This is a genomic window from Flavobacterium sp. NRK F10, from assembly GCF_024054235.1.
Classification (GTDB): domain Bacteria; phylum Bacteroidota; class Bacteroidia; order Flavobacteriales; family Flavobacteriaceae; genus Flavobacterium; species Flavobacterium sediminis.
Window position 1 is genome coordinate 3,178,950 of the sequence record NZ_JAMXLC010000001.1, and the last position, 22,613, is coordinate 3,201,562.

The 22,613-nt window shown below is 35.4% G+C and carries 19 protein-coding genes; 13 read left to right on the top strand and 6 right to left on the bottom strand.

Annotation, left to right across the window (positions count from 1 at the left end; all coding sequences use genetic code 11):
* From NHF50_RS14505 to NHF50_RS14525, 5 genes are all read right to left on the bottom strand, one after another.
* On the bottom strand, positions 1-285 hold a 285-nt coding region (locus NHF50_RS14505), incomplete at its 3' end, for a chaperone modulator CbpM (protein WP_252777110.1).
* 5 nt (positions 286-290) lie between these two features.
* Positions 291-1,202, bottom strand: a complete 912-nt coding sequence (locus tag NHF50_RS14510) for a DnaJ C-terminal domain-containing protein (RefSeq protein WP_109570330.1) — start codon at positions 1,200-1,202, stop codon at positions 291-293.
* A gap of 116 nt (positions 1,203-1,318) precedes the next feature.
* Positions 1,319-1,678 (bottom strand): hypothetical protein, encoded by a 360-nt coding sequence (locus NHF50_RS14515; RefSeq protein ID WP_252777111.1) that lies wholly within the window; start codon positions 1,676-1,678, stop codon positions 1,319-1,321.
* A 2-nt stretch (positions 1,679-1,680) separates the two neighbouring features.
* Positions 1,681-2,271 (bottom strand): 3'-5' exonuclease, encoded by a 591-nt coding sequence (locus NHF50_RS14520; RefSeq protein ID WP_252777112.1) that lies wholly within the window; start codon positions 2,269-2,271, stop codon positions 1,681-1,683.
* A 19-nt stretch (positions 2,272-2,290) separates the two neighbouring features.
* Complete coding sequence (locus tag NHF50_RS14525; protein WP_252777113.1) at positions 2,291-4,210, bottom strand: DUF294 nucleotidyltransferase-like domain-containing protein; 1,920 nt, start codon at positions 4,208-4,210, stop codon at positions 2,291-2,293.
* Positions 4,211-4,414: 204 nt separating this feature from the next.
* Here NHF50_RS14525 and kduI point away from each other — a divergent pair, with 204 nt between their 5' ends.
* The 9 genes from kduI (at position 4,415) to NHF50_RS14570 (ending at position 14,128) form a co-directional block, all read left to right on the top strand.
* Positions 4,415-5,251: a 5-dehydro-4-deoxy-D-glucuronate isomerase gene (gene kduI / locus NHF50_RS14530; protein WP_252777114.1), complete on the top strand. Its 837-nt coding sequence runs from the start codon at positions 4,415-4,417 to the stop codon at positions 5,249-5,251.
* A 3-nt stretch (positions 5,252-5,254) separates the two neighbouring features.
* Positions 5,255-6,040, top strand: a complete 786-nt coding sequence (locus NHF50_RS14535) for a gluconate 5-dehydrogenase (protein ID WP_252777115.1) — start codon at positions 5,255-5,257, stop codon at positions 6,038-6,040.
* Between the two features lie 3 nt (positions 6,041-6,043).
* The gene (uxaC, locus tag NHF50_RS14540) at positions 6,044-7,444 is read left to right on the top strand and encodes a glucuronate isomerase (protein WP_252777116.1); all 1,401 of its coding nucleotides are present in this window, start codon (positions 6,044-6,046) and stop codon (positions 7,442-7,444) included.
* A 14-nt stretch (positions 7,445-7,458) separates the two neighbouring features.
* Positions 7,459-7,806: a cupin domain-containing protein gene (locus NHF50_RS14545; RefSeq protein ID WP_109570337.1), complete on the top strand. Its 348-nt coding sequence runs from the start codon at positions 7,459-7,461 to the stop codon at positions 7,804-7,806.
* A 23-nt stretch (positions 7,807-7,829) separates the two neighbouring features.
* Complete coding sequence (locus NHF50_RS14550; protein ID WP_252777117.1) at positions 7,830-8,852, top strand: sugar kinase; 1,023 nt, start codon at positions 7,830-7,832, stop codon at positions 8,850-8,852.
* Between the two features lie 13 nt (positions 8,853-8,865).
* Complete coding sequence (locus NHF50_RS14555; protein WP_252777118.1) at positions 8,866-9,531, top strand: bifunctional 4-hydroxy-2-oxoglutarate aldolase/2-dehydro-3-deoxy-phosphogluconate aldolase; 666 nt, start codon at positions 8,866-8,868, stop codon at positions 9,529-9,531.
* A gap of 63 nt (positions 9,532-9,594) precedes the next feature.
* Entirely contained in the window at positions 9,595-11,043 is a 1,449-nt protein-coding gene (locus NHF50_RS14560; RefSeq protein ID WP_252777119.1) for an MFS transporter, read from the top strand.
* 15 nt (positions 11,044-11,058) lie between these two features.
* The gene (locus NHF50_RS14565; RefSeq protein ID WP_252777120.1) at positions 11,059-12,510 is read left to right on the top strand and encodes a tagaturonate reductase; all 1,452 of its coding nucleotides are present in this window, start codon (positions 11,059-11,061) and stop codon (positions 12,508-12,510) included.
* Between the two features lie 4 nt (positions 12,511-12,514).
* Positions 12,515-14,128 (top strand): UxaA family hydrolase, encoded by a 1,614-nt coding sequence (locus NHF50_RS14570; RefSeq protein WP_252777122.1) that lies wholly within the window; start codon positions 12,515-12,517, stop codon positions 14,126-14,128.
* Positions 14,129-14,181: 53 nt separating this feature from the next.
* Here NHF50_RS14570 and NHF50_RS14575 read toward each other — a convergent pair whose 3' ends face one another.
* Complete coding sequence (locus tag NHF50_RS14575) at positions 14,182-15,192, bottom strand: LacI family DNA-binding transcriptional regulator (protein WP_252777123.1); 1,011 nt, start codon at positions 15,190-15,192, stop codon at positions 14,182-14,184.
* 201 nt (positions 15,193-15,393) lie between these two features.
* On the opposite strand from NHF50_RS14575, the gene NHF50_RS14580 reads away from it, so the two are divergent.
* The 4 genes from NHF50_RS14580 (at position 15,394) to NHF50_RS14595 (ending at position 22,609) form a co-directional block, all read left to right on the top strand.
* Entirely contained in the window at positions 15,394-16,839 is a 1,446-nt protein-coding gene (locus NHF50_RS14580; RefSeq protein ID WP_252777124.1) for a glycoside hydrolase family 28 protein, read from the top strand.
* Between the two features lie 38 nt (positions 16,840-16,877).
* Entirely contained in the window at positions 16,878-20,018 is a 3,141-nt protein-coding gene (locus NHF50_RS14585) for a TonB-dependent receptor (protein WP_252777125.1), read from the top strand.
* Between the two features lie 12 nt (positions 20,019-20,030).
* Positions 20,031-21,647 carry a RagB/SusD family nutrient uptake outer membrane protein gene (locus NHF50_RS14590; RefSeq protein WP_252777126.1) on the top strand — a complete coding sequence of 539 codons (1,617 nt, stop codon included), beginning with the start codon at positions 20,031-20,033 and terminating at the stop codon, positions 21,645-21,647.
* Positions 21,648-21,712: 65 nt separating this feature from the next.
* On the top strand, positions 21,713-22,609 hold the full coding sequence (locus NHF50_RS14595; RefSeq protein WP_252777127.1) for an alpha/beta hydrolase: 897 nt from the start codon (positions 21,713-21,715) through the stop codon (positions 22,607-22,609).
* The last annotated feature ends 4 nt before the right edge of the window (positions 22,610-22,613 follow it).

Here is a 22,613-nt window from a genome sequence, read left to right on the forward strand (position 1 = left end):
ATACAGATCTAAACGGTTTTTTAAATAACGAACTTCTTGGTGTAAGTTGTCAATTTTATTTAATAGTTCTAAAACGACTTCGATCCCTTCATTATTAATATTCAGGTCACTTTGCAAGCGCAATATTTTTTGAATTTTACTCAATTCGTTTTCATAAATATATTTCGTATTGTTCTGTGTAATAGTTTCAATTAACCCGAATTCCTCTAAATCCTGAAATAGAGTCATTTCTATCTGGTAGGTTTCACAAAATACTTCAACTATGATCAATTCTTGTGTATCCATGGTGTCTATTTTTTTGCCTGTTGCGCTAATTCATTAAAAAGTTCTTTTTCTTTAGGAGAAAGGTGTGTTGGAATCTTAATGTCATAGGTTACATATAAATCACCGAATTCTCCTTCTTTTTTGTATACTGGAAATCCTTTTCCTTTTAGTCTAACTTTAGTTCCGTTTTGCGTTCCGGCAGTTACTTTCAGTTTTAAAGTAGTACCGTTAAAATCCGTAACCGTTGTTTCTCCTCCGAGTATAGCAGTGTAGAGGTCTAAACTATCGTTTATGTATAAGTCATTTCCGACTCTTTTAAAAGGAGTCGTGTTAACAATAGAAAATGTAATATACAAATCGCCGTTAGGCCCGCCGTTAAGACCTTCTCCGCCATATCCTTTGATTTTAATGGTCTGACCGTCTTCAATTCCGGCCGGTATCGTAATTCGTATGCTTTTTCCATTAACAGAAAGTTCCCGTTTATGCGTTTGGGCAGCTTCTTTTATGTCTAATTGAAGTTCAGCATTGAAATCCTGACCTTTATATTTCATTTGACCTCTTCGCCCTCCGCCGGCACCAGTAGCTCCTTTGCCAAACATAGAAGAAAAGAAATCTGAAAAATCATCTCCTTCAAAACTATAAGATCTGCCTTGTCCACCTGTATTAGCATATCTTTGTTTTTGCTCTTGCTGGTATTTTTCATATTCTTCACCGTGTTCCCAATCTTTTCCGTACTTGTCGTATTTTTTTCTTTTCTCCGGATCACTCAATACAGCATTTGCTTCATTGAGTTGTTGAAACCTGAGATTAGCTTCTTTGTCATTCGGGTTTAGATCGGGATGTAATTTTCGGGCTAATTTTCGGTAAGCTTTTTTAATGTCTTCTTCAGATGCGTTTTTGGTAACACCTAATATTTTATAATAATCAATAAATTCCATAGAATCAAATGTTTTAGACTACTTTATTTTGTGTAAAGAATAGACTATAAAATTACTAAAAAACAGATTATAATCAAATGATCTTTCGGTTACAAATGTTACCGAAAACAAAGTATTTACTTAGCTTTTGAAGCATTTTTAAAATAATAGTTGGCGAAGAACAAATAGGGGAATGTCGATAAAGCGACTTTGTACTGTAATGAAATAACACCAATGAATAAAAAGAAGACAACTAACAGGGTGAGTAAAATAACAGCTATTCTTTCTATTTTTTGATGAATATTGGCAAATAAGCTAATTATCAGTACTAAAAGAGCTAAAAAACTTCCAAATACCAAAGGATGGAAAAAATTAGTAACGGATAGTTTTTCAAAGAAAATAGTATACGCTACCTGAAATAAAAAAGCAGAATGTCCGTGTCCCCATTCTAAATAACACAGAAAAAAAGAGATCAATAGAAAAAACTTTAATTTCATGATCAAATATCGAGTTTCTGCTTTAATTTTAGAAAAAGCAGTGCTGTGATGAACGCATCTCCGGAAGCAGTATGCCTGTCCGATTTTTTTATCTTGAAAACATCACATAATTCATCCAAAGAAGTATGCTGATCTTCAGGATAATACTTTAGTTTCTGATACATGATATCCGTATCCATATATTGATTCTTCAGGCGACCCAATTCTAATCGGTGAAGCGCCTGATTAATCATTTCAATATCAAAATTAGCATGATGAGCCACCAGTGTAGCATTTTTGATATAATCTAAAAACTGTATGACAGCTTCGGCTTCAACTACTTTTTCTTCTTGGCCTTCTTTCAGAATACCATGGATAGGAACCGATTCAGCTTTAAAAAGGTCTTGCTGCACAAAAAGGTTTAAGGAATCGGGAACCTTAATCTGATTTTCGACAATAGCTACGGCTCCTATAGATAAAATCCGATCCCTTTTAATATCTAATCCGGTAGTTTCACAATCAAAGACTATGTAACGCTTCGGACTGTCCTGAGTATGAAAACCCGCAAGGTAATTCTCCCAAAATTTAGGAGTTTCTTTTTGTATTTTTTTCAACCAGCTCCAATTCATACTCTTAAGTGAAATAAGTTAATTGAAAACGGTTTTTAATAATCTCTTGAATTTCAGAAATAGGCTGAAAAGCATTCTTAAGCTTTACTTTATCCAATTTTGATAATTCTTTTAAACTCAAATACCTGCCATCGTTTCCGTTACGCAATCCTTCTTCGGTTCTGAATCGTAAAAGTACTAAAAAGGCTTCACTACAAGCCTCATAGACAGCAGCATTCTGAGGTTCTTTTTCGGCTAATTTCATAAATCGGAAAGCGGTATTATCATTGTTTCTGATGCGGCACTGAATGGCTAAAAGTCTTGCGGCATCTACTAAAGGGACAAGTCCTCTGGCTTTAATATCGAAAGTGTCTTTGTGCTCACCGTCATTTTCTACTAAGAATTGACGGAAAAATCCCAATGGTGCCGGATTTTTAAGGGCATCAGCTCCTAAATAGGCAAAGAATAAATCATTATTTTCCGTTTCTCCGAAGACAACATCTGAAATTTCATTGATCAGAGATTCTTCTCCGTATACAAAATCATAATCAAAGAAAATGGTACACATTAAAATACCTCGTTCACCGGGGTTTTGGATCCAACCTTTGAATTGGTTCTTCCAGTCACTTATTGACTTGCACCACAAGGGATTACTGGCCATCATATCTGCAGGGCAATAGGCATATCCGATTTTGTTTAAACCTTTGGTTACTTTTTTAGCTAGGCTCAGAAAGTAGGCCTTTACTTCTTCATAACGTTCGTCTTCAACGTCTTCAAAAACTAAAGCATTGTCCTGGTCAGTTAATAAGAGTTGCTCCTTTCTTCCTTGGCTTCCGATATTGAACCAGGCAAACTTAACAGGTGGAGGAGTATCCATTTTGGCAATAGAAAGAGTAATAAGACGCTCTAAAATAGCATTATTGATCTCCCCGGTTAATGAGCATATATGTTGTATCGGAATGTTTTTATCAATAGAATTCTGAATAAGGTCGGCTAACTTTTCTCGTATGATCTTCAGATCAGAAGTTTTTTCTGCTCTTCTGGATTGACGCAATAAAACACCCGGATTATTAGCCTGAGCTACAACAACATCATGTTCGGAAATGATTCCGGTTATTTCTGTTTGGTTCGAACCGTCTTTAGTTACGCACAAGTGTCCTACATTGTGTTTCAGCATCATCATTTGTGCTTCAGCTATGGATAAGTTCTCAGGAACGGTTATCACAGGAGCCGACATGATCTGATTTACTGTAATATCAATAGGAAAGAGCCCTGTTGCAATTTTTGAACGCAGATCTTTATCAGTAACAATACCAACCGGCAAGCGATCTTCATGAATAATAATACTTCCTATTTTTCGACTTGCCATGGTTTGCGCAACATATTTCACTATATCAGAGGCAGAAGCAGTTATCGGGTTCTTAGTATAATGTATGGGTTGGTAATATTGTATCTCATTTTTTTGTTCGTCATAAATCACATTTTCAGAGATCAGTTTTCCTTTATGGTTCTTATCCATCGGATTCCGGGTATTGGATGCAAAACTTTGTAAAAGGAAATCCAAAACTCCTGAGTTGTGCATGACCACCGGTCTGAACACTTCTATAGGAATGGCATAAACAATACTCTCTTCACGGGCTTTTGCCGTCATTAAATAATTATCCTTCGCAAAAAAAGGACGGAGTCCTAAAATATCTCCTTCATCACATTTATCAATTAACACATCATCGGTATCAGAGCTGACTGATAGACCTACGGCTCCGGAAGCTACAACATAAAAACTATCATGTATAGCATCACTGACATGAAAAAGTATTTGGTTCTTTTCCAGATAGAGTACCGAACAGCTCTTAGCTACTTCCAATAATTGAGTATAACCAATTTCGGAAAAAGGGTGAAATTGCTTTAAAAAATCAGCAATTCTTTCAGCAATAGGATTTTTCATGAGACCAAATTATATTCTCAAATTTAATCATATTTATGAAAAATAGCTAAAATGAACTCTTTTTTTAAATAGGTTAATGATAAATGAAAAAATAAGTATAAAAATTAAATTTTATATATTTTTTGGGTTTTATTTTTAATTACTCTTGATTTTTTAAAAAAAACAGTATATTTGTGTAATCGATTACAATTTAAAAATATTGAAATGATAAATTTTAGTTTTAGATATGCTTCAAATCCAGTTGATGCAAATAATTACGACACCAGACGCTTGCGTTCAGAGTTTTTGATTGAAACCGTTTTCGCTGAAAACGAGATCAACTTAGTGTATTCTATGTATGACCGATATATCGTAGGAGGAGTGATGCCTGTTGGGAAATCGTTGCTCTTAGAAACAATTCCGTACTTAAAATCGGAATATTTTTTAGAAAGAAGAGAATTAGGAGTCATTAATGTTGGTGGAAAAGGTACAGTAACTGTTGATGGAACGGTTTATGAATTAGACAAGAAAGAAGCTTTGTATGTAGGAATGGGAGCTAAAGAAGTAGTGTTTTCAAGTGTGGAAGAAAATCCGGCTTTGTTTTATATTAATTCAGCTCCCGCTCATACCAGCTTTCCTACAACTAAAGTAACGAAAGGAAATGCTGAGATCGTTCACATGGGCGATAGTAATTATTCTAACAAGAGAATCATCAATAAGCTAATTGTTAATAGTGTTGTTAAGACTTGTCAGTTGCAAATGGGATTAACAGAGTTGTTACCAGGAAACGTTTGGAACACGATGCCGGCTCACACGCACAATAGAAGAATGGAAGCGTATTTCTATTTTGATTTAGAAGCAGGACAAACTATTTCTCATTTTATGGGTGAGCCACAAAATACGCGTCATATTTTTATGCAAAATCACCAGGCGGTTTTGTCTCCGGAATGGTCAATCCACTCGGGAGCGGGTACTTCTAACTATTCTTTTATTTGGGGAATGGCTGGTGAAAATTTAGACTACAGCGATATGGATATTTGTGCACCAAACGAATTAAGATAAACCATGAATTTATTTGATCTTTCAGGAAAAAATGCCATGATTACCGGTGGAACACACGGGCTAGGTATGGCAATAGCAGAGGCTTTGGCGCAAGCAGGAGCTCAGTTGATAATTACAGGTACTACTCCAAGTAAAATGGAAGATGCTATTGCGTATTATCAGTCTAAAGGATATCAGGCAAAAGGTTATCTTTTTGATGTAACCAATGAAGAAGATGCTGCGAGAAATGTAGAATTGATTTCTAACGAAATTGGAAATATCGATATTTTGGTCAACAACGCCGGAATCATCATGAGAGAACCTGCAATTTCTATGGCAGTTAGCGATTTTAGAAAAGTGGTTGATGTTGATTTAGTCGGACCTTTTATTATGGCTCAATTGATTGCCAAACAAATGATTGAACGTCGTGAAGGTAAGATTATCAATATTTGTTCGATGATGAGCGAATTGGGTCGAAATACCGTTTCGGCTTATGCTGCGGCAAAAGGAGGATTGAAAATGTTGACTAGAAATTTAGCAACAGAATGGGCGAAATACAATATTCAGGTTAACGGAATCGGTCCGGGATATTTTGCAACTTCACAAACAGCGCCTATTCGTGTGGATGGACATCCTTTTAACGAATTTATTATCAATAGAACACCGGCTGCCCGTTGGGGTGATCCCGAAGATTTAGCAGGAACGGCAATTTTCTTGGCTTCTAAGGCAAGCAATTTTGTGAACGGTCAAATTGTATATGTCGATGGTGGAATCTTAGCGACCATTGGTAAACCTTCAAACGAACAATAAAACATGAAAACCAATTTTATACACGATAATTTCCTTTTGGAAAACCAATATGCTGAAGAATTATTTCATAATTACAGCAAAAATCTTCCTATTATTGATTACCACAACCATTTATTGCCAAAGTTTATTGCGGAAGATAAAGTGTTCAATTCCATAACAGATGTCTGGATTAATGGAGATCACTACAAATGGAGAGCGATGAGAACCTTTGGTGTAAACGAAAAGTTTATTACCGGCGATGCTTCCGATAAAGACAAGTTTTTACAATGGGGGAAAACGGTTCCTTATACGATGCGTAATCCGTTGTTTCATTGGACGCATTTAGAATTGGCTCGTTATTTTGACGAATTCGAATTGTTGAACGAAAAATCAGCAGAGCGAATTTTTGAAGAAACATCAGCTAAAGTAAATTCATCGGACTATTCGTGTCAAAATTTATTGAAAAAAGCGAATGCAGAAGTAGTGTGTACTACGGAAGATCCGACGGATGATTTAGCGTATCATAAACAAATACATAAAAGTGATTTTTCTGTTAAGGTAAGTACTTCATTTAGACCTGATAAAGCGATCTTAATTCAACAAGAAGGTTATAATGATTATATTAATTTGTTAGGCGAAGTTTCTGGTGTCGAAATCAGTACTTTTGACGGTCTATGTGAAGCGCTATTAAAACGTATTCAATACTTCAACGAAAATGGTTGTAAACTTTCGGATCATGGTTTAGAAAACATCTTTTTCGAACCTTTTACGCAACAAGAAGTAAACGCTATTTTCGCAAAAAAGAGAAATAATGAAGTAGTTTCTAACGAAGAAGCTTTAAAATTTCAAAGTGCTATTTTATTATTCTTGTGCGAAACGTATCATACTTACGGTTGGATCCAACAGTTTCACTTAGGCGCTTTGCGTAACAACAATGCCAGAATGCACCGCATTTTAGGACCAGATACCGGTTGGGATTCTATCGGAGATTTTTCTCAAGCACAAAAATTGTCTGCTTTCTTAGATGCTTTGGATACAAAAGATAAATTGACTAAAACTATTTTATACAACTTAAATCCTGCTGATAACGAAGTTTTAGCGACTATGATCGGGAATTTCAATGATGGAAGCGTAAAAGGAAAAGTTCAGTTTGGATCGGGTTGGTGGTTTTTAGATCAAAAAGACGGAATGACCAAACAGTTAAACGCGTTGTCAAACATGAGTTTATTAAGTTGTTTTGTAGGAATGTTGACCGATTCTAGAAGTTTCTTGTCTTTTCCACGTCATGAGTATTTCCGTCGTGTGTTGTGTAACTTAATTGGTGACGAAATCAAAAGAGGAGAATTGCCAAATGATATGGAATTCATCGGAAAAATAGTTTCTGACATCAGTTATTACAACGCAAAAGAATATTTTAATTTTTAAGATTTACTATTTTTATGAATTTAAGCCATCTTTTAAAAGAACACTCAGATACTTGTTGGGAAGTTGTTTCCGAATCAATAGAAAAAAAGGTTGTAGGATATTGCGAAAACCTGACGTTACTAATGATTCGTTACAAAAAAGGAGGTATTGAATTAGGTAAAGAAACAAACCAAACTAAAGTTGCATTTGTGAGCGAAGGAACTTTTGAGATTAAAATGAAAGGAACTAAAAAAATCTTGCAAAAAGGAGATTCATTCTTGGTTCCTTCGTATTTAACGCATGAAGTAAAGTGCATTGACGACGGCGTTCTAGTAAATGTATGTTCTCATAATGCTCATTTAGACACTTTAGATAATTATTAATACACGAATAAAAATGAATAAAAATGAATAAAGTTGTTGCATTTGGCGAAATTATGTTACGCCTTTCAACGGAAAGACATTTGCGATTTGGACAATCTCAATCGTTTGTAGCTACTTATGGCGGCGGAGAGTTCAATGTTGCTGTTTCATTGGCTAATTACGGCGTTGAAGCGGAATTTGTTACTCGAATTCCCGATAACGAAATTGGTCATTGTGCCCTGAGAGAAATGCAAAAAATGAATGTAGGTTCTAAAAATGTTTTGTTAGGTGGCGATAGATTAGGCGTTTACTTTTTAGAAACAGGTGCCGGAAATCGCGGAAGTAACGTAGTTTACGACAGAGCCAATAGCGCCATTGCAACTGTTGAAAAAGGATCTTTCGATTGGGAGAAAATTTTCGAAGGCAAAACTTGGTTTCATTGGAGCGGAATTACAGCAGCTATTTCTCAAAATGCAGCCGATGAATGTTTAAGAGCTATCCAAATTGCGCATAAATTAGGGTTGACCATTTCTTGTGATTTGAATTACCGTTCGAAATTATGGAAATATGGCAAAGAACCAAAAGATGTAATGCCTGAAATGTTGAAATATTGCCATGTTATTTTAGGTGATATCGATACGGCTTATTTCATGTTAGGATTGGATAAAGTAGCTCCGGATTATACAAATGAAGTTTCACTTCCGACTTTATACGGGAAATTACAAGAATTTTGCCCCGATTTAAAGATTGCAGCAACAACGTTACGCTATTCTGTTAGTGCATCACATCAACGTATTGGGGGTGTTTTATTTGACGGAAACAAGATATTTACTTCAGCGGTAAGAGAAGTGCATCCGGTTGTCGATAGAGTAGGAACTGGCGATGCTTTTATGGGCGGATTGTTATACAGTTTAATCAGTCAACCGAATGATTTGCAACGCGCTCTAAATTTTGCCGTAGCAGCTTGTTGTTTGAAACATACTATTTTGGGCGACTATAATTTAGCAACCTTACAAGAAGTAGAAAATAGTATCGGAGGAAACGCTTCAGGATTAGTATCAAGATAAGAAAAGTACAAAAATGAATAAAGTTCAAAAAGTATCAGAAGCAATCGTGAAACAAGGAGTTCTTCCTTTGTATTTCAACGCTGATGAAAATGTAACTATAGAAATATTACGAGCTATTTATCGCGGAGGCATCAGGGCTGTAGAATATACAAATAGAGGAGATGAGGCTTTTGCCAATTTTACCAAAATGATCGAAGTACGAAATGCTGAAATGCCTGATATGCTATTGGGAATTGGTACCATTAAAAACATTGACCAAGCCAAACAATATTTCAACGCAGGAGCTGATTTCTTTATCAGTCCTGGATTTGTACCGGAAGTAGCAGCGTTTTTAATTAGCAACAACGTTTTGTACAGTCCGGGATGTATGACACCAACCGATATTATTGCTGCTGAAAATGTAGGAGTAACATTCATTAAATTGTTCCCGGGAAATGTTTTAGGTCCGGGATTTATGAGCGCTATTAAAGATGTTTTCCCTAAATTATTATTCATGCCAACAGGTGGTGTGGATACCACTCAAGAAAGCATTGAAAGTTGGTTTAACGCTGGTGTTTCGGCTGTAGGAATGGGAAGCAAATTAATTAGTAAAAAATTAATGCAAGACAAAGACTATAATACAATTGAGCTGGAGACCCAGAAAGTACTGGCTTTAGTCGAGTCAATCAAACAAAGATAAAAACAAAAATAAATAAAACTTCAATTCTATTTTTTAGGATTGGCTACCAAAAACAAATAAAATATGAGTAATTCAACTCCGAAACGGACAACAAATTTTAGATGGGTCATTTGCGGTCTTTTGTTTGTTGCGACAACGATAAATTATTTAGACCGACAAGTACTTTCGCTAACTTGGAAAGATTTTATTGCACCGGAATTTCATTGGACAAACAACGATTACGGAAACATCACTGCATTATTCTCAATATTTTATGCGGTTTCCTTATTGTTTGCCGGACGTTTTGTCGATTTTATGGATACCAAAAAAGGTTTCCTTTGGTCAATCGGAGTTTGGTCAGTCGGAGCTTGCTTACACGCTTTTGCCGGTATCGCTACTTCAGGTTACATTACAGGTCATTGGTTTGTTGGTTTTGAAGGAGCAAAAGAAATGATCAAAACAGTTAATGATACTGGTTTAGTGATTTCAGTGAGCGTTACGTTATTCATTTTTGCACGTTTTGTTTTAGCCTTGGGTGAGGCCGGAAATTTTCCGGCAGCTATTAAAACAACAGCCGAATATTTTCCTAAAAAAGACAGAGCTTTTTCAACCAGTATTTTCAATGCAGGAGCAACAGTCGGAGCCTTAGCCGCACCGGTTACTATTCCTTTTATTGCTGAAGCCTACGGTTGGGAAATGTCCTTTATCGTTATCGGAGCATTAGGCTTCATTTGGATGGGATTCTGGGTTTTCCTATATGAAAAACCGGAAAAGAACCCAAGAGTTTGTGCATCAGAATTAGAATATATCCAACAAGATGCAATTGAAGACAGTAAAATTGAAGGTTATGTGCCGGAAACTACCACTAAAGTTTCTTTAGCAGCTTGTTTTAAATACAAACAAACATGGGCATTTGCTTTCGGTAAATTTATGACCGATGGCGTTTGGTGGTTCTTCTTATTCTGGACACCGGCCTATTTAAGTTCAGTGTACAACATGGATTCTACGCAAGCAGCCTTTCCATTATTTGTTTTATACATGATTACATTGGTTTCAATTCTTGGAGGTTGGTTACCAACGTATTTTGTTGAGAAAAAAGGAATGAATCCGTATGAAGGCCGAATGAAAGCGATGTTAATTTTTGCATTTTTTCCATTGTTAGCCTTAGTGGCGCAACCCTTAGGACATTTTACCTATTGGATTCCGGTAATCATTATCGGAATTGCTGGAGCAGCGCATCAAGCTTGGTCAGCAAATATTTTTACAACTGTTGGCGATATGTTTCCTAAAAAAGCCATTGCTACAGTGACAGGAATTGGTGGATTAGCCGGCGGATTAGGTTCAACATTAATCAACAAAGGTTCAGGAGTATTGTTTGATTTTAGCGAAAATACCAACATGTCATTTATGGGGTTCCACGGTATTGAAGCCGGATATTTTATTATTTTCTCTATTTGTGCTGTTTGTTACTTAATTGGTTGGACAGTCATGAAAACTTTGGTTCCGAAATACAGTCCGATATCGGATTTATAAAAAATAATTTAAACTATGAAAAGACTAAATAGAAAAAATACAGGGTTAACAGAATTGTTACCTGTTAAGGTGGTACAATTCGGTGAAGGAAACTTTTTGAGAGCATTCGTAGATTATGCTTTTCAGCAGTTGAATAAAACCGTAGATTTTAATGTGGGTGTTGCAGTGGTTCAGCCATTAGCTAATGGTTTAGTTCCCATGTTAAACGATCAGGACGGTTTGTATACGTTATTTTTAAACGGAGTTAAAAAAGGAGAAAAAATTCAAGATATTGAGTTGGTTTCCAATATTGTAAAAGGAATCAATCCGTATAGCAATTTTGAAGAGTATTTAAAATTGGCACATGAAGAGTCGCTTGAATTCATCATTTCTAATACAACAGAAGCAGGTATCGAATTCATCGAGACAGATACTGCAGATATGGCTCCGCCACAATCTTTTCCAGCGAAATTAACGGTGTTGTTGTTAGAGCGTTTCAAACATTTTAAGGGAGATGCTTCAAAAGGTTTGACGATCATTCCATGTGAGTTAATCAATTATAATTCAGATACTTTAAAAGAAATTATCTTGAAATATATTGCGTTATGGAATTTAGGGCAAGAATTCGAAAATTGGATTTTAAACGCTTGTACGTTCCATAATACTTTGGTAGACCGAATTGTTCCGGGATATCCAAAAGATGACATCGAAAATTACAACAATAAGTTAGATTATCATGACAATTTAATTGTTACGGCTGAACCTTTCTTTTTGTGGGTAATTGAAGGCGATGACAAATTGAAAGAGAAATTACCGTTCCATAAAACTAATTTGGATGTAAAAATTGTAGCAGACATGCAACCGTACAGAACGCGTAAAGTTCGTATTTTGAACGGAGCGCACACCGCAATGGTTCCGTTTTCATTGATGTATGGTAATGAAACAGTAAGAGAAACAATTGAAAATCCGTTTACGTTTCAGTTTGTGAACACTTTAATGTTTGACGAAATAAACGAAACTTTAGATATGGATAGAGCAGAACTAGAAAGCTTTACCAATGAAGTTTTGGATCGTTTCAGAAATCCATTCATCAAACATTTATTGTCTGACATCGCTTTAAATACCATTTCAAAATTTAAAGTTCGTGTGTTGCCAAGTCTTTTACAATATCAAGCCAGATTCGAAAAATTGCCATTGAACTTAACGTTTGCTTTTGCTTGTATGATTCGTTTTTACAAAGGCGAATGGAAGAATGGAAAATTACCCATTAAAGATAATGCAGAAGTTGTTGCATTTTTTGAACAGTTTTGGCAAGAAAATAGTAATGGTAAGCCATTGACCGTTATATTGAAAAATGAAGAATTTTGGGATCAAGATTTAACTAAAGTAGAAGGTTTACAAACAGCTTTAGAATTTGTATTGGATCAAATTGAGGCCAATGGTTTAGAACAAGCCTATAAAAATTTTTTAAACGAATATAAAGCATAACACCATGAGCGAGTTGAAGAAAGTATTGAAAGTACATCCTGCCGATAATGTATTGGTAGTGTTACTTGATTTGAATGCAGGAGATCAGGTAGTTTTTGAAGGAGAAGAAGTTCAGTTAAAAACAGATGCCAAAGCAAAACATAAAATTGCCTTAGTCGATTTTAACGAAGGCGATAGTATTATTATGTATGGCGTTTTGATTGGAAAAGCTTCTCAAAAAATTGAAAAAGGAGCAGTTTTAACAACAGCTAATGTAAAACACCAAAGCCAAAAAGTGAAAGAAAAAGAATCTTTTCCTAATTGGTTAGCGCCAGATGTTTCAAAATGGCAAGATAAAACGTTTATGGGGTATCATCGCCCTGACGGTCAGGTGGGAACTAAAAACGTGTGGTTGTTTTTTCCATTGGTTTTTTGCGAAAACAAAAATATTGAGCGTTTAAAAGAAGTATTTGAAAAAGAACTTCTAGCACCAAAAACAGACCAATACCAGTTATTGTTACGTTCTTTGGTAAACGGAAATGAAGAAGTAGAACAATCGGATAAAAAGCAATCGGTTTTTGAGAATATTGAAGTTAAATTCATCATGCACCAAGGCGGCTGTGGTGGAATTCGTCAGGATTCTGAAAGTTTAGCACGTTTATTAGCGGGCTATGTGAACAATCCGAATGTTGCCGGAGCAACCGTTTTAAGTTTGGGTTGCCAAAATCTTCAGATTTCAATCTTCAAACAAGCATTGGAAGAAATCAATCCGAATAGCAGCAAAGAAGTACTGATTTATGAGCAACAACAAATGGGAACCGTTGATAATATGTTGCAAACCATTATCAAAGATTCGTATGAAGCGATCAAGAGAGCCAATGATATTCAACGGCAACCAGCGCCGCTTTCTAAGTTGAAAGTTGGTTTAGAATGTGGTGGTTCTGATGGTTTTTCGGGTATTTCAGCTAATCCGGTTTTAGGTCATGTTTCTGATCTATTGGTGGCTTTAGGCGGAACGAGCATTCTTTCTGAATTTCCGGAATTATGTGGAGTAGAGCAGGAGTTGGTTAACCGTTGTGTAGACGAACAAAAAGCGGATAAGTTCTTGAAATTGATGAAAGATTTCGAAAATTCAGTGGTTGCAGCAGGTTCAGGTTTCGATATGAATCCGTCACCGGGAAATATTAAAGATGGTTTAATTACTGATGCTATGAAATCGGCTGGTGCGGCTAAAAAAGGCGGAACTTCACCAATAGTTGACGTTTTAGATTATGGGGAATATGTAACTCAAAACGGATTAAACTTGTTGTGTACGCCAGGAAATGACGTGGAAAGTACAACGGCAATGGTGGGTTCAGGAGCTAATTTAGTATTGTTTACTACTGGTTTAGGAACACCAACAGGAAACCCCATTGCACCGGTTGTTAAAGTTTCTTCGAATTCGGTTTTAGCCAATAAAATGAATGATATTATTGATATAGATACAGGTTCGATTATCAGTGGCCAACAAACAATTGATGAAGCAGGAGAGGTTTTACTGGATTACATTATTGACGTTGCCAGTGGTAAAACACTATCCAAAGCCGATTTATTACAGCAAGATGATTTTATTCCTTGGAAACGAGGAGTTTCTCTCTAAATAATGTTATGGTTAGTTTTTAAGGCACTTTTTCGTATGAAAAAGTGCCTTATTTACTTTTTAGAAGATTTTCGTATGATTAATTCTGGATCAAGAACAACTTTTTTCTCAATTCTTGTCTTTGAATTATTATTGATTTGTTCCAAAAATACCTTAGCCGTGTGTTTTCCCATTTCTAAAGGGAATTGATCGATTGTAGTAATGGGTAATTCCATAAATCTGGTAAAAGGTTCATTACTAAACCCTACAACAGAAAAGTCTTCCGGAATTCTGATATTTAGTTTTCGTAATTCTTTAATAGCACCTAAGGCTGCGAAATCACTGGAAGAAAAGACTGCATGAGGAGGATTTTCTAAATTTAATAACTTGAGAATGTTACTTTTTCCGGCCTCTATCGAACTTTTAGTCGGAATTACATAATCTTCAATGTAATCGATTCCATTATCCAATAAAGCTTGTTTGTAACCAAGGAAACGATCTTTGAAAATTTCAATATTCAGATCTCCGGAAAAGTGAGCGATCTTAGAACAACCTGTTTGTATTAGGTGATCTGTAGCTTTATAGCCTGCTTCAAAGTCATTGATAGTCACAGAGCTAACTTTTTTTATATTTTTAGTTCTATCAAAAAATATTAAAGGAACTTCCTTTTTTAAAACTCTGTCAAATATCATGATATCACTACTTGATGTCGAAATTAATATTCCGTCTACCTGAGAATTTAAGAGAGCTTCAATATTCGAGGCTTCTTTTTCTTCTAAACCATCAGTCTGACAAATGATTACGTGATATCCATGAGGATTTAGTTCCTCTTCGATCCCTCTTATAACCGAACCGAAGAAATTACTATCAATTCTAGGAACAATAACACCTACATTATTACTTTTTCCGCTTTTAAGAGCTAAAGCTAGCTTGTTTTGTTCGTAATTCATTTTAGAAGCAGTCTTCAAAACGAGTTCTCTGGTAGCTTGACTAATATTTGGATTGTTATTTAATGCTCTTGAAACAGTTGCTGCAGTGATATTTAATTCTTTAGCAATATCATAAATAGTAACTTTTTTTTTCATTCTAAGTCTGTAAATATTAGCAAATGTAACAAAACCTTTCATTATGTAATTAATTTACATGAATAAAAAAGAGTGTAAAATCAAACTTATTGCGAATAATTAAATTTTTTATATTTTTTTTTATTTATACAAAAAAAAACTTGCGTATAAATTTTGCTTTACATATTTTTGGTAATCGATTACATAATTTAATATTTGTTTATGAAGAAAAATAAGATTTTGGTTTTTGTAATTGCTTGCGGACTTTTATTCGGCGCTTGTAATCAGTCCGAAAAAGAATCTGCAGAGCCTAAAGTTGCAGAAACACAAACTAAAGAATCAGAGCCTTGGGGAGCCATTTATGATAGTCTGGTTAATCTTAAGGAACCTGTTTTTAAACAAGAAAGATTTGATATTACAAAATACGGAGCTGTTGCAGATGGAAAGACAATGTGTACAAATGCCTTTAGGGAAGCGATTAAGGCAGCAGTAGCTAACGGAGGAGGAGTGGTAATTGTACCGGTTGGTAAATTTTTGACAGGTTCGATTCATCTTGAAAGTAATATATGTCTGCATTTGGAAGAAGGAGCTGAAATTCTCTTCAGCAAAAATGCAAATGATTTTTTACCCTTAGTTACTACATCGTTTGAGGGATTAGAATTAATGAATTATTCACCGTTTATATATGCTTACAATAAAAAGAATATTGCAATTACCGGTAAAGGCATCTTAAACGGTCAGGCAAATGAAACCAATTGGTGGCCTTGGAAAGGAAGTACTTCAGAAGGGTTTGCTTACGGTTATAAAGAAGGACAACCTTCTCAAAAAGATAGTTTGAACCTGCCTGCATTAATGAAAATGGCTGATGACAATGTACCGGTACAGGAAAGAATTTTTGGAGAAGGACATTTTCTCAGACCTAATTTTATTGAGCCATCTTCTTGTGAGAATGTGTTAATAAAAGATGTAAAGATCATTAATGCTCCTTTTTGGGTTATACATCCTTTAAAATGTAATAAAGTTATAGTAGATGGAGTAACAATTGAAAGTCATGGACCTAACAATGATGGTTGTGATCCAGAGTATTCAAAAAATGTAGTCATCAAAAATTGTGTATTCAATACCGGAGATGATTGTATTGCAATTAAGGCAGGGAGAGACAATGAAGGCCGCAGAACAGCTATACCTAGTGAAAATATTCTGGTCAAAGATTGTAAAATGATCGATGGACACGGAGGAGTAGTTATCGGAAGTGAAATGTCAGCAGGAGTTAAAAATATTTTTGTTGAAGATTGTGAAATGGACAGTCCTAATTTAGAGCGTGTTATCCGAATTAAAACAAATACGCGCAGAGGAGGAGTGGTTGACGGAGTGTATGTCAGGAATTTGAATGTGGGAACAGTTAAAGAATCGGTTTTGAAGATCAATATGCGTTATGCGATTTATGGAAATCAAACTGGTGATTTTATTCCGGAAATCAGAAATATAGTCTTGGAAAATGTAAAAGTAAATGACGGTGGTAAATATGCCATTATGGCTTTGGGACATGAAAAATCCCCAATTGAAAATGTAACGTTCAACAACGTCACAATAGGGAAAGTACAGGAAGGCTATTTACTTGAAAATATAGAAAATTTAAACCTTATAAATACAAAAATAAATAGATAAGAATAACTAACAACCTAACTAAAAACGATGATAAAATTATGAAAATTAAGCAACCATTTTCAGGTAGATTTAAGTATATTTTATTTCTATCATTATTCTTCAGTTTATTGAGTTTGCAAAAGAGCAATGCTCAGGAAACCACTATATCCGGTACTGTTCTCGATGCAACCGATAAATTGCCATTACCCGGAGTGACTGTATTAGAAAAAGGAACTAGCAATGGCCAGGCAGCTGATTTCGACGGAAACTTCACAATTAAAGTAAATAACCCCAAAGCTATATTACTGGTAAGTTATGTGGGCTATAAAACACAGGAAATTGCATTAGATGGTAGAACAAGCCTAACGATTGAACTGGAAGCTGAGATCAGTACTTTACAGGAAGTAGTGATGGTAGGTTATGGTTCCGTCAAAAAATCTGATTTAACAGGAACTGTAAACACTTTGGATTCAAAAGAAATTACAAAAAGAAATACAACCAGTGTTCTGGAAGGTATTCAGGGTAATGTGCCCGGGGTTCAAATTTCATCAGCTTCTGGTAGATTAGGGGATGGATATAATATTGTGATTAGAGGAACAAATTCGTTATCGGGAAGTAGTACTCCGTTATATATTGTAGATGGAGCTCCGGTAGATGATATAAGCTTTTTAAATCCTCGTGATATTGAACGTATGGATATCTTAAAAGATGCATCATCAGCTGCTATCTATGGTTCCAGAGGAGCGAGCGGTGTAATTTTAATTACTACGAAAAGCGGTGCATCGGCTAAAGCCGGAATCAATGTTAATTTTGAAACATCTGCCGGTGTAAAAGATGTAGCCCGTTTACCTGAAATGATGGACGGAAGCAAATGGTGGTATTATCATCAATCAGCTTATTTGTATACAACCAATGGAGCTGATTATATGAATACTACCCCTCAACAATTAGCAAGTTCAGTAGTAGGGAGTAATAACCCGGTGTTATTACAAAGAGTAAATAATAATGATACTTTTGACTGGTATGATGCCGTTTTGCAAAGCGGAATTCAAAAGAATAACTACTTGAATATTACAGGTAGAGCTGATAACGGAATGTCCTATAACCTTGGTATCGGACTTCAAAATGAGACAGGTAACATGATTAATGAGTCTCTGGATAAATATACATTAAAAGCAGGTCTTAATCATAAAATAAATAAAAAGTTCTCAACCGGTGTCAATTTAACAATTGCAAGGACAGATGCACAATTGGGGAGTGATGTAGCCATGCGTGATGCTTTCCGTTTAAACCCTTTCTTATCGCCTTGGGCCATTGATGAAAACGGAAATGAAATTGTAGGAGAATATGTTACGACTCCCGGTAAATTATATTATCCTAACGGTACTACAAAAGCTATTGACAAAACCAGTACCTATAATCCATTATTAACAATAGCTAATACATCTAATGAAGTAAAAAGATGGAAAGTAATTGGGAATGTATTTTTTGAGTACAAACCAATTGAATGGTTAACCTTAAAAACAGCTTATTCCGGAAATTACAACACGTACAGACAAGGTAAATATGCCGGGGCATTGTCAGATACAGGAGCAAGCAATGGGAATTTAGCCTCTTCATCTATAACAAACAGAGATAATTACAATTATACATGGGATAATCAGTTTACGATTAATAAAACATTAAACGAGGTACACTCTTTTACGTTCTTAGGATTACAGAGTTTATATGAAACAGTAACAGAAACCTCTTTTTTAAGTTCAAGATACCAACCATTTGATACAGGTTATAATAATGTCGGTACAGGTCTTCAATCTACTTATGATGTTGATTCCTATTATTCTAAAGTAAGTTTAAGTTCTTACGCTATGCGTTTAAATTATGCGTTTAAAGATCGTTATTTATTGACAGCTTCTAATCGTTGGGATGGATCTTCTGTATTGTCAAAAGGAAATAAATGGGAATCTTTTCCTTCATTAGCTGTTGCTTGGAAAATTAATGAAGAATCATTCTTAAAAGACAGTAAAATAGTTAACACTTTGAAAGCCAGAGTGAGCTATGGTTACACTGGAAACAACAATGTACAGCCTTATACAACTTTAAATTCATTAACTTCTCAAAGTTATTATAATTATGGGAACTCAGATGTAAATGGCTGGTATCCTTCAACCTTAGCAAACAAAGATTTAACTTGGGAAAAAACCAGAGAGTTTAACGTTGGTGTAGATTACGGGTTCTTTAATAATAGAGTTTCAGGGTCAGTGGATGTGTATGATAGATTGTCTAAGAATTTAATTTTTGAACAACAGCTTCCTTTAGAATCAGGTTGGGCTTCAACTTTTTCTAACGTAGGTTCAGCAAGTAATAAAGGAGTTGAAGTATTATTAACTACTAAAAATATTAAGACCGATAAAGTAACATGGCAAACAACTTTTGCTTTCACTAAAAATGTGAATAAATTAGTTTCATTATACGGGCAATCAGAAGCTGATGATGTAGGGAATAATTTGTTTATCGGTGAAAATATCCATTCTTATTATAATTACGTATTCGATGGAATTTGGCAACCGGATCAAGCAGCTGAAGCAGCTTCTTACGGACAAACTCCGGGACAGGCCAGAGTGAAAGATTTGAATGGCGACGGACAGATTACAGGTGACGATAGAGCTATTTTAGGAAATTCTGATCCGAAATGGTCAGGAAGTGTAAACTCAACACTTACAGTAGGTAATTTTGATTTTTCATTTTCAATTATTACAAACCAAGGGGTATTAGCTTATAGTGAATTCCACGAAAACTTTACTAATATGGCTGACCGTGGACGACAAAAGTTAAATATTGCCGATTGGTATATTCCTGAAAATACAGCTGGTGTACCGGCACAATACTCCAATACATATCCGCAACCTAGAAACGAGGGAACCTATTGGAATTCAGCCGGAAATAGTTTGGGAGAAAAAATGGGATATTACAGAGATGCTTCTTTTGTTAAAGTTAAAAACATTTCTGTAGGATATAATTTTGATTCGAATTTAATGTCAAAATTAAAAATGAAAAATATGAGAATTTATGCCAATATTTTAAATCCATTCGTATTTACAGATTATGAAGGATATGATCCTGAGTGGGCAGCAGCACCATTTAATACAGCTCGTGTAAGTTCTGTTACATATCAATTAGGTTTAAGTGTTAATTTTTAATTTTAGAAAATCATGAAAAAGATTATATACGGTTTATTGGCACTATCTTTATTCTCATGTGCTGATTTTATTGAAGAGGATAATAAAAGTAGTGTTGATGCAGAAACATTTTATTTAACTCCTGAAGGATTTCAGAGTTTGATTGATGCTAATTATTCGCAACTTCGCGAAATTTACGGAAATGATGCTTTCGTATTTTGTGCAGGAACGGATCTATATGCAGTCGGGTCAGGTAGAGGTACGGAACCTGATGGCTTATCTCGTTATTTACAATTAAATCCTTCATCAGACGGAGGAATAGAAGAATTATATGCCAGCTGTTACCAAGCCATTCAAAGAGCAAATACAGCCTTGTATTATTCAGAAATAACAGAGCAAACAGCTAATGTTTCTACCTTAGTAGGAGAAGTAAAATATTTAAGAGCTAATGCTTACTTTTTGTTGGTACAATCGTTTGGAGGAGTAGGGATCGTGGATGAATTTATTCAAAGTCCAACATTAAGTTTTGATAGAAATTCAGCAGAGGAAGTTTATGCAAAAATTATTTCAGACTTGGAAGATGCCTTGGATTTAGTTTCTGACGGATCTTATGTAGGGAAAGTAAATAAAAGAGCAGTACGACATTTATTAGCGAAAGTGTATTTAACCAGAGCTTATGAAAGTTTCGGACAGGCTTCTGATTTTGCTACGGCAGCTTCTTATGCAGAAGATGCTATTGCCGGTCAATCTTTATCAATCTCTTTTGCAGATTTATGGGAACCGGGTAACGAGATGAATGCCGAAACAATATTTTCAGTACAGTTTTCATCAGGTTCTATTGCTACTGATCCTACAAATTTAGGACACAAACAAGCCAATTGGTTCAGTTCGTATCTGGGTGGTCCGGATGTAGCTGGAGATGCTCCTTGGAGAAGTTACAATTTATTAGCAACAGATTTTGCTTTAGGCTTGTATACACAAGATGACGAGCGTTATGAAGCTACTTTTATGACTGAAGTTTTTACAAGATATTATGCCGCTTATGACGGAGATAATGGTACTGCTCCGGCAGGGCAAAAAAGCCATTATTATGTTCCGCAATGGGCTACTCAGGCAGATATTGACGCTTATACGTTAGCAAACCCTACAGCACAAATTCACTTATGGGGGACGTATGGAGCAGGTGTGGTAAGTAGTGATTACCAAACTATTCCTGCCAGAAAGTTTGATGATCCTACTGCATTGTATGCAAGTAATAAAAGAGTTAGTACCAGAGATATTATTTTATCTCGCTTAGGGGAAACCTATTTAATTGCTGCCGAAGCTTACCTGAACACGAATCCGGCTCTTGGTTTACAAAAATTAAATGATGTAAGAGCGAGAGCAGGTTTAACCACTCCTTTAGCGTCTTACGATATTGATACGATCTTAGATGAAAGAGCTCGTGAATTGTTTGGAGAATACCACAGATGGTTTGATCTGAAAAGAACCGGAAAATTAGTTGAAAGAGCAGCTGCTTATAACTACCTTATTGAAACAAGTTATTTTAATGGGGCTAACGGAGAGTTGAAAATTTTAAGACCGATACCGCAATCGGCTATTGATTTGAACCAGAATAATGATTTCCCGCAGAATCCTGCATATCAATAATTTTGAGTTAAGTTTTTTTAATAAGCTTGGTCTGAAAAAGACCAAGCTTATTTTAATTTTAAAAGATGAATTACACATTTCACCTTTTCTTTTGTTTGGTCATGATTAATTCGTTTGCTTTTCAGAAAACGAACGATCAAGATCTGTATACCGTTCAGAGCGAATGGCAAAAAAGAATTAAGGAATTTCCTGAAATCACTATTGTTAAAGCAAAAGATAAAGTTGAAAATGTAACAGAAAAAGAAATAGTTTACCAAATGATCAATGGCATTGAAACTAAAATGGATATGTATCAGTTTCAGTCCGAAGAAAATAAACCCGCTGTCATTTTAATTCATGGAGGCGGATGGAAATATGGTGATAAAAAATTAGTAAAACCATTAGCCCAACAAATTGCAAAAGCAGGTTACCAGTGTTTTGCTGTAGCCTACAGAAAGTCTGGTGAAGCAATTTATCCGGCAGGAGTCAACGATGTCCTAAACGCTGTTCAGTTTATTCGAGAGCATTCGAATATGCTTAAGGTTGATACTTTAAATATAGCAGTTTTAGGTTGTTCTTCTGGCGGACAAATGGCGGCATTATTAGGAACAAAATATAGTGACCGTTTTAAGGCAATTGTGGATATCGATGGCGTTTTGGCTTTTCATCACCCAGAATCTAAAGAAGGCGCAATGGCTACCGAATGGCTTGGTGGAACGTATGAAAAAGTTCCAGAAGTATGGGAAGAAGCCTCTGCCTTAAATCATATAAGTGAAGCGAAGTTACCCATGTTGTTTATCAATAGTCAGTACGAACGCTTTCATGCCGGAAGAGACGAAATGATTGAACAATTAAATAAGAAAAAAATCTATTCTGAAATTGTTACAGTTAAGGATAGTCCGCATACATTTTGGTTATTTCATCCTTGGTTTGATGAAATAATTCCCCGAATTTTAAATTTTTTAAACAACCAATTAAATTAATTTC

Bases quoted from the DNA above. Each gene is read 5' to 3' on its own strand.
- NHF50_RS14590 (WP_252777126.1), top strand. From the start codon at position 20,031: ATGAAAAAGATTATATACGGTTTATTGGCACTATCTTTATTCTCATGT.
- NHF50_RS14565 (WP_252777120.1), top strand. From the start codon at position 11,059: ATGAAAAGACTAAATAGAAAAAATACAGGGTTAACAGAATTGTTACCT.
- NHF50_RS14580 (WP_252777124.1), top strand. From the start codon at position 15,394: ATGAAGAAAAATAAGATTTTGGTTTTTGTAATTGCTTGCGGACTTTTA.
- NHF50_RS14570 (WP_252777122.1), top strand. From the start codon at position 12,515: ATGAGCGAGTTGAAGAAAGTATTGAAAGTACATCCTGCCGATAATGTA.
- NHF50_RS14535 (WP_252777115.1), top strand. From the start codon at position 5,255: ATGAATTTATTTGATCTTTCAGGAAAAAATGCCATGATTACCGGTGGA.
- NHF50_RS14545 (WP_109570337.1), top strand. From the start codon at position 7,459: ATGAATTTAAGCCATCTTTTAAAAGAACACTCAGATACTTGTTGGGAA.
- NHF50_RS14555 (WP_252777118.1), top strand. From the start codon at position 8,866: ATGAATAAAGTTCAAAAAGTATCAGAAGCAATCGTGAAACAAGGAGTT.
- NHF50_RS14515 (WP_252777111.1), bottom strand. From the start codon at position 1,678: ATGAAATTAAAGTTTTTTCTATTGATCTCTTTTTTTCTGTGTTATTTA.
- kduI (WP_252777114.1), top strand. From the start codon at position 4,415: ATGATAAATTTTAGTTTTAGATATGCTTCAAATCCAGTTGATGCAAAT.
- NHF50_RS14575 (WP_252777123.1), bottom strand. From the start codon at position 15,192: ATGAAAAAAAAAGTTACTATTTATGATATTGCTAAAGAATTAAATATC.
- NHF50_RS14560 (WP_252777119.1), top strand. From the start codon at position 9,595: ATGAGTAATTCAACTCCGAAACGGACAACAAATTTTAGATGGGTCATT.
- NHF50_RS14595 (WP_252777127.1), top strand. From the start codon at position 21,713: ATGAATTACACATTTCACCTTTTCTTTTGTTTGGTCATGATTAATTCG.
- uxaC (WP_252777116.1), top strand. From the start codon at position 6,044: ATGAAAACCAATTTTATACACGATAATTTCCTTTTGGAAAACCAATAT.
- NHF50_RS14585 (WP_252777125.1), top strand. From the start codon at position 16,878: ATGAAAATTAAGCAACCATTTTCAGGTAGATTTAAGTATATTTTATTT.
- NHF50_RS14525 (WP_252777113.1), bottom strand. From the start codon at position 4,210: ATGAAAAATCCTATTGCTGAAAGAATTGCTGATTTTTTAAAGCAATTT.
- NHF50_RS14550 (WP_252777117.1), top strand. From the start codon at position 7,830: ATGAATAAAGTTGTTGCATTTGGCGAAATTATGTTACGCCTTTCAACG.
- NHF50_RS14510 (WP_109570330.1), bottom strand. From the start codon at position 1,202: ATGGAATTTATTGATTATTATAAAATATTAGGTGTTACCAAAAACGCA.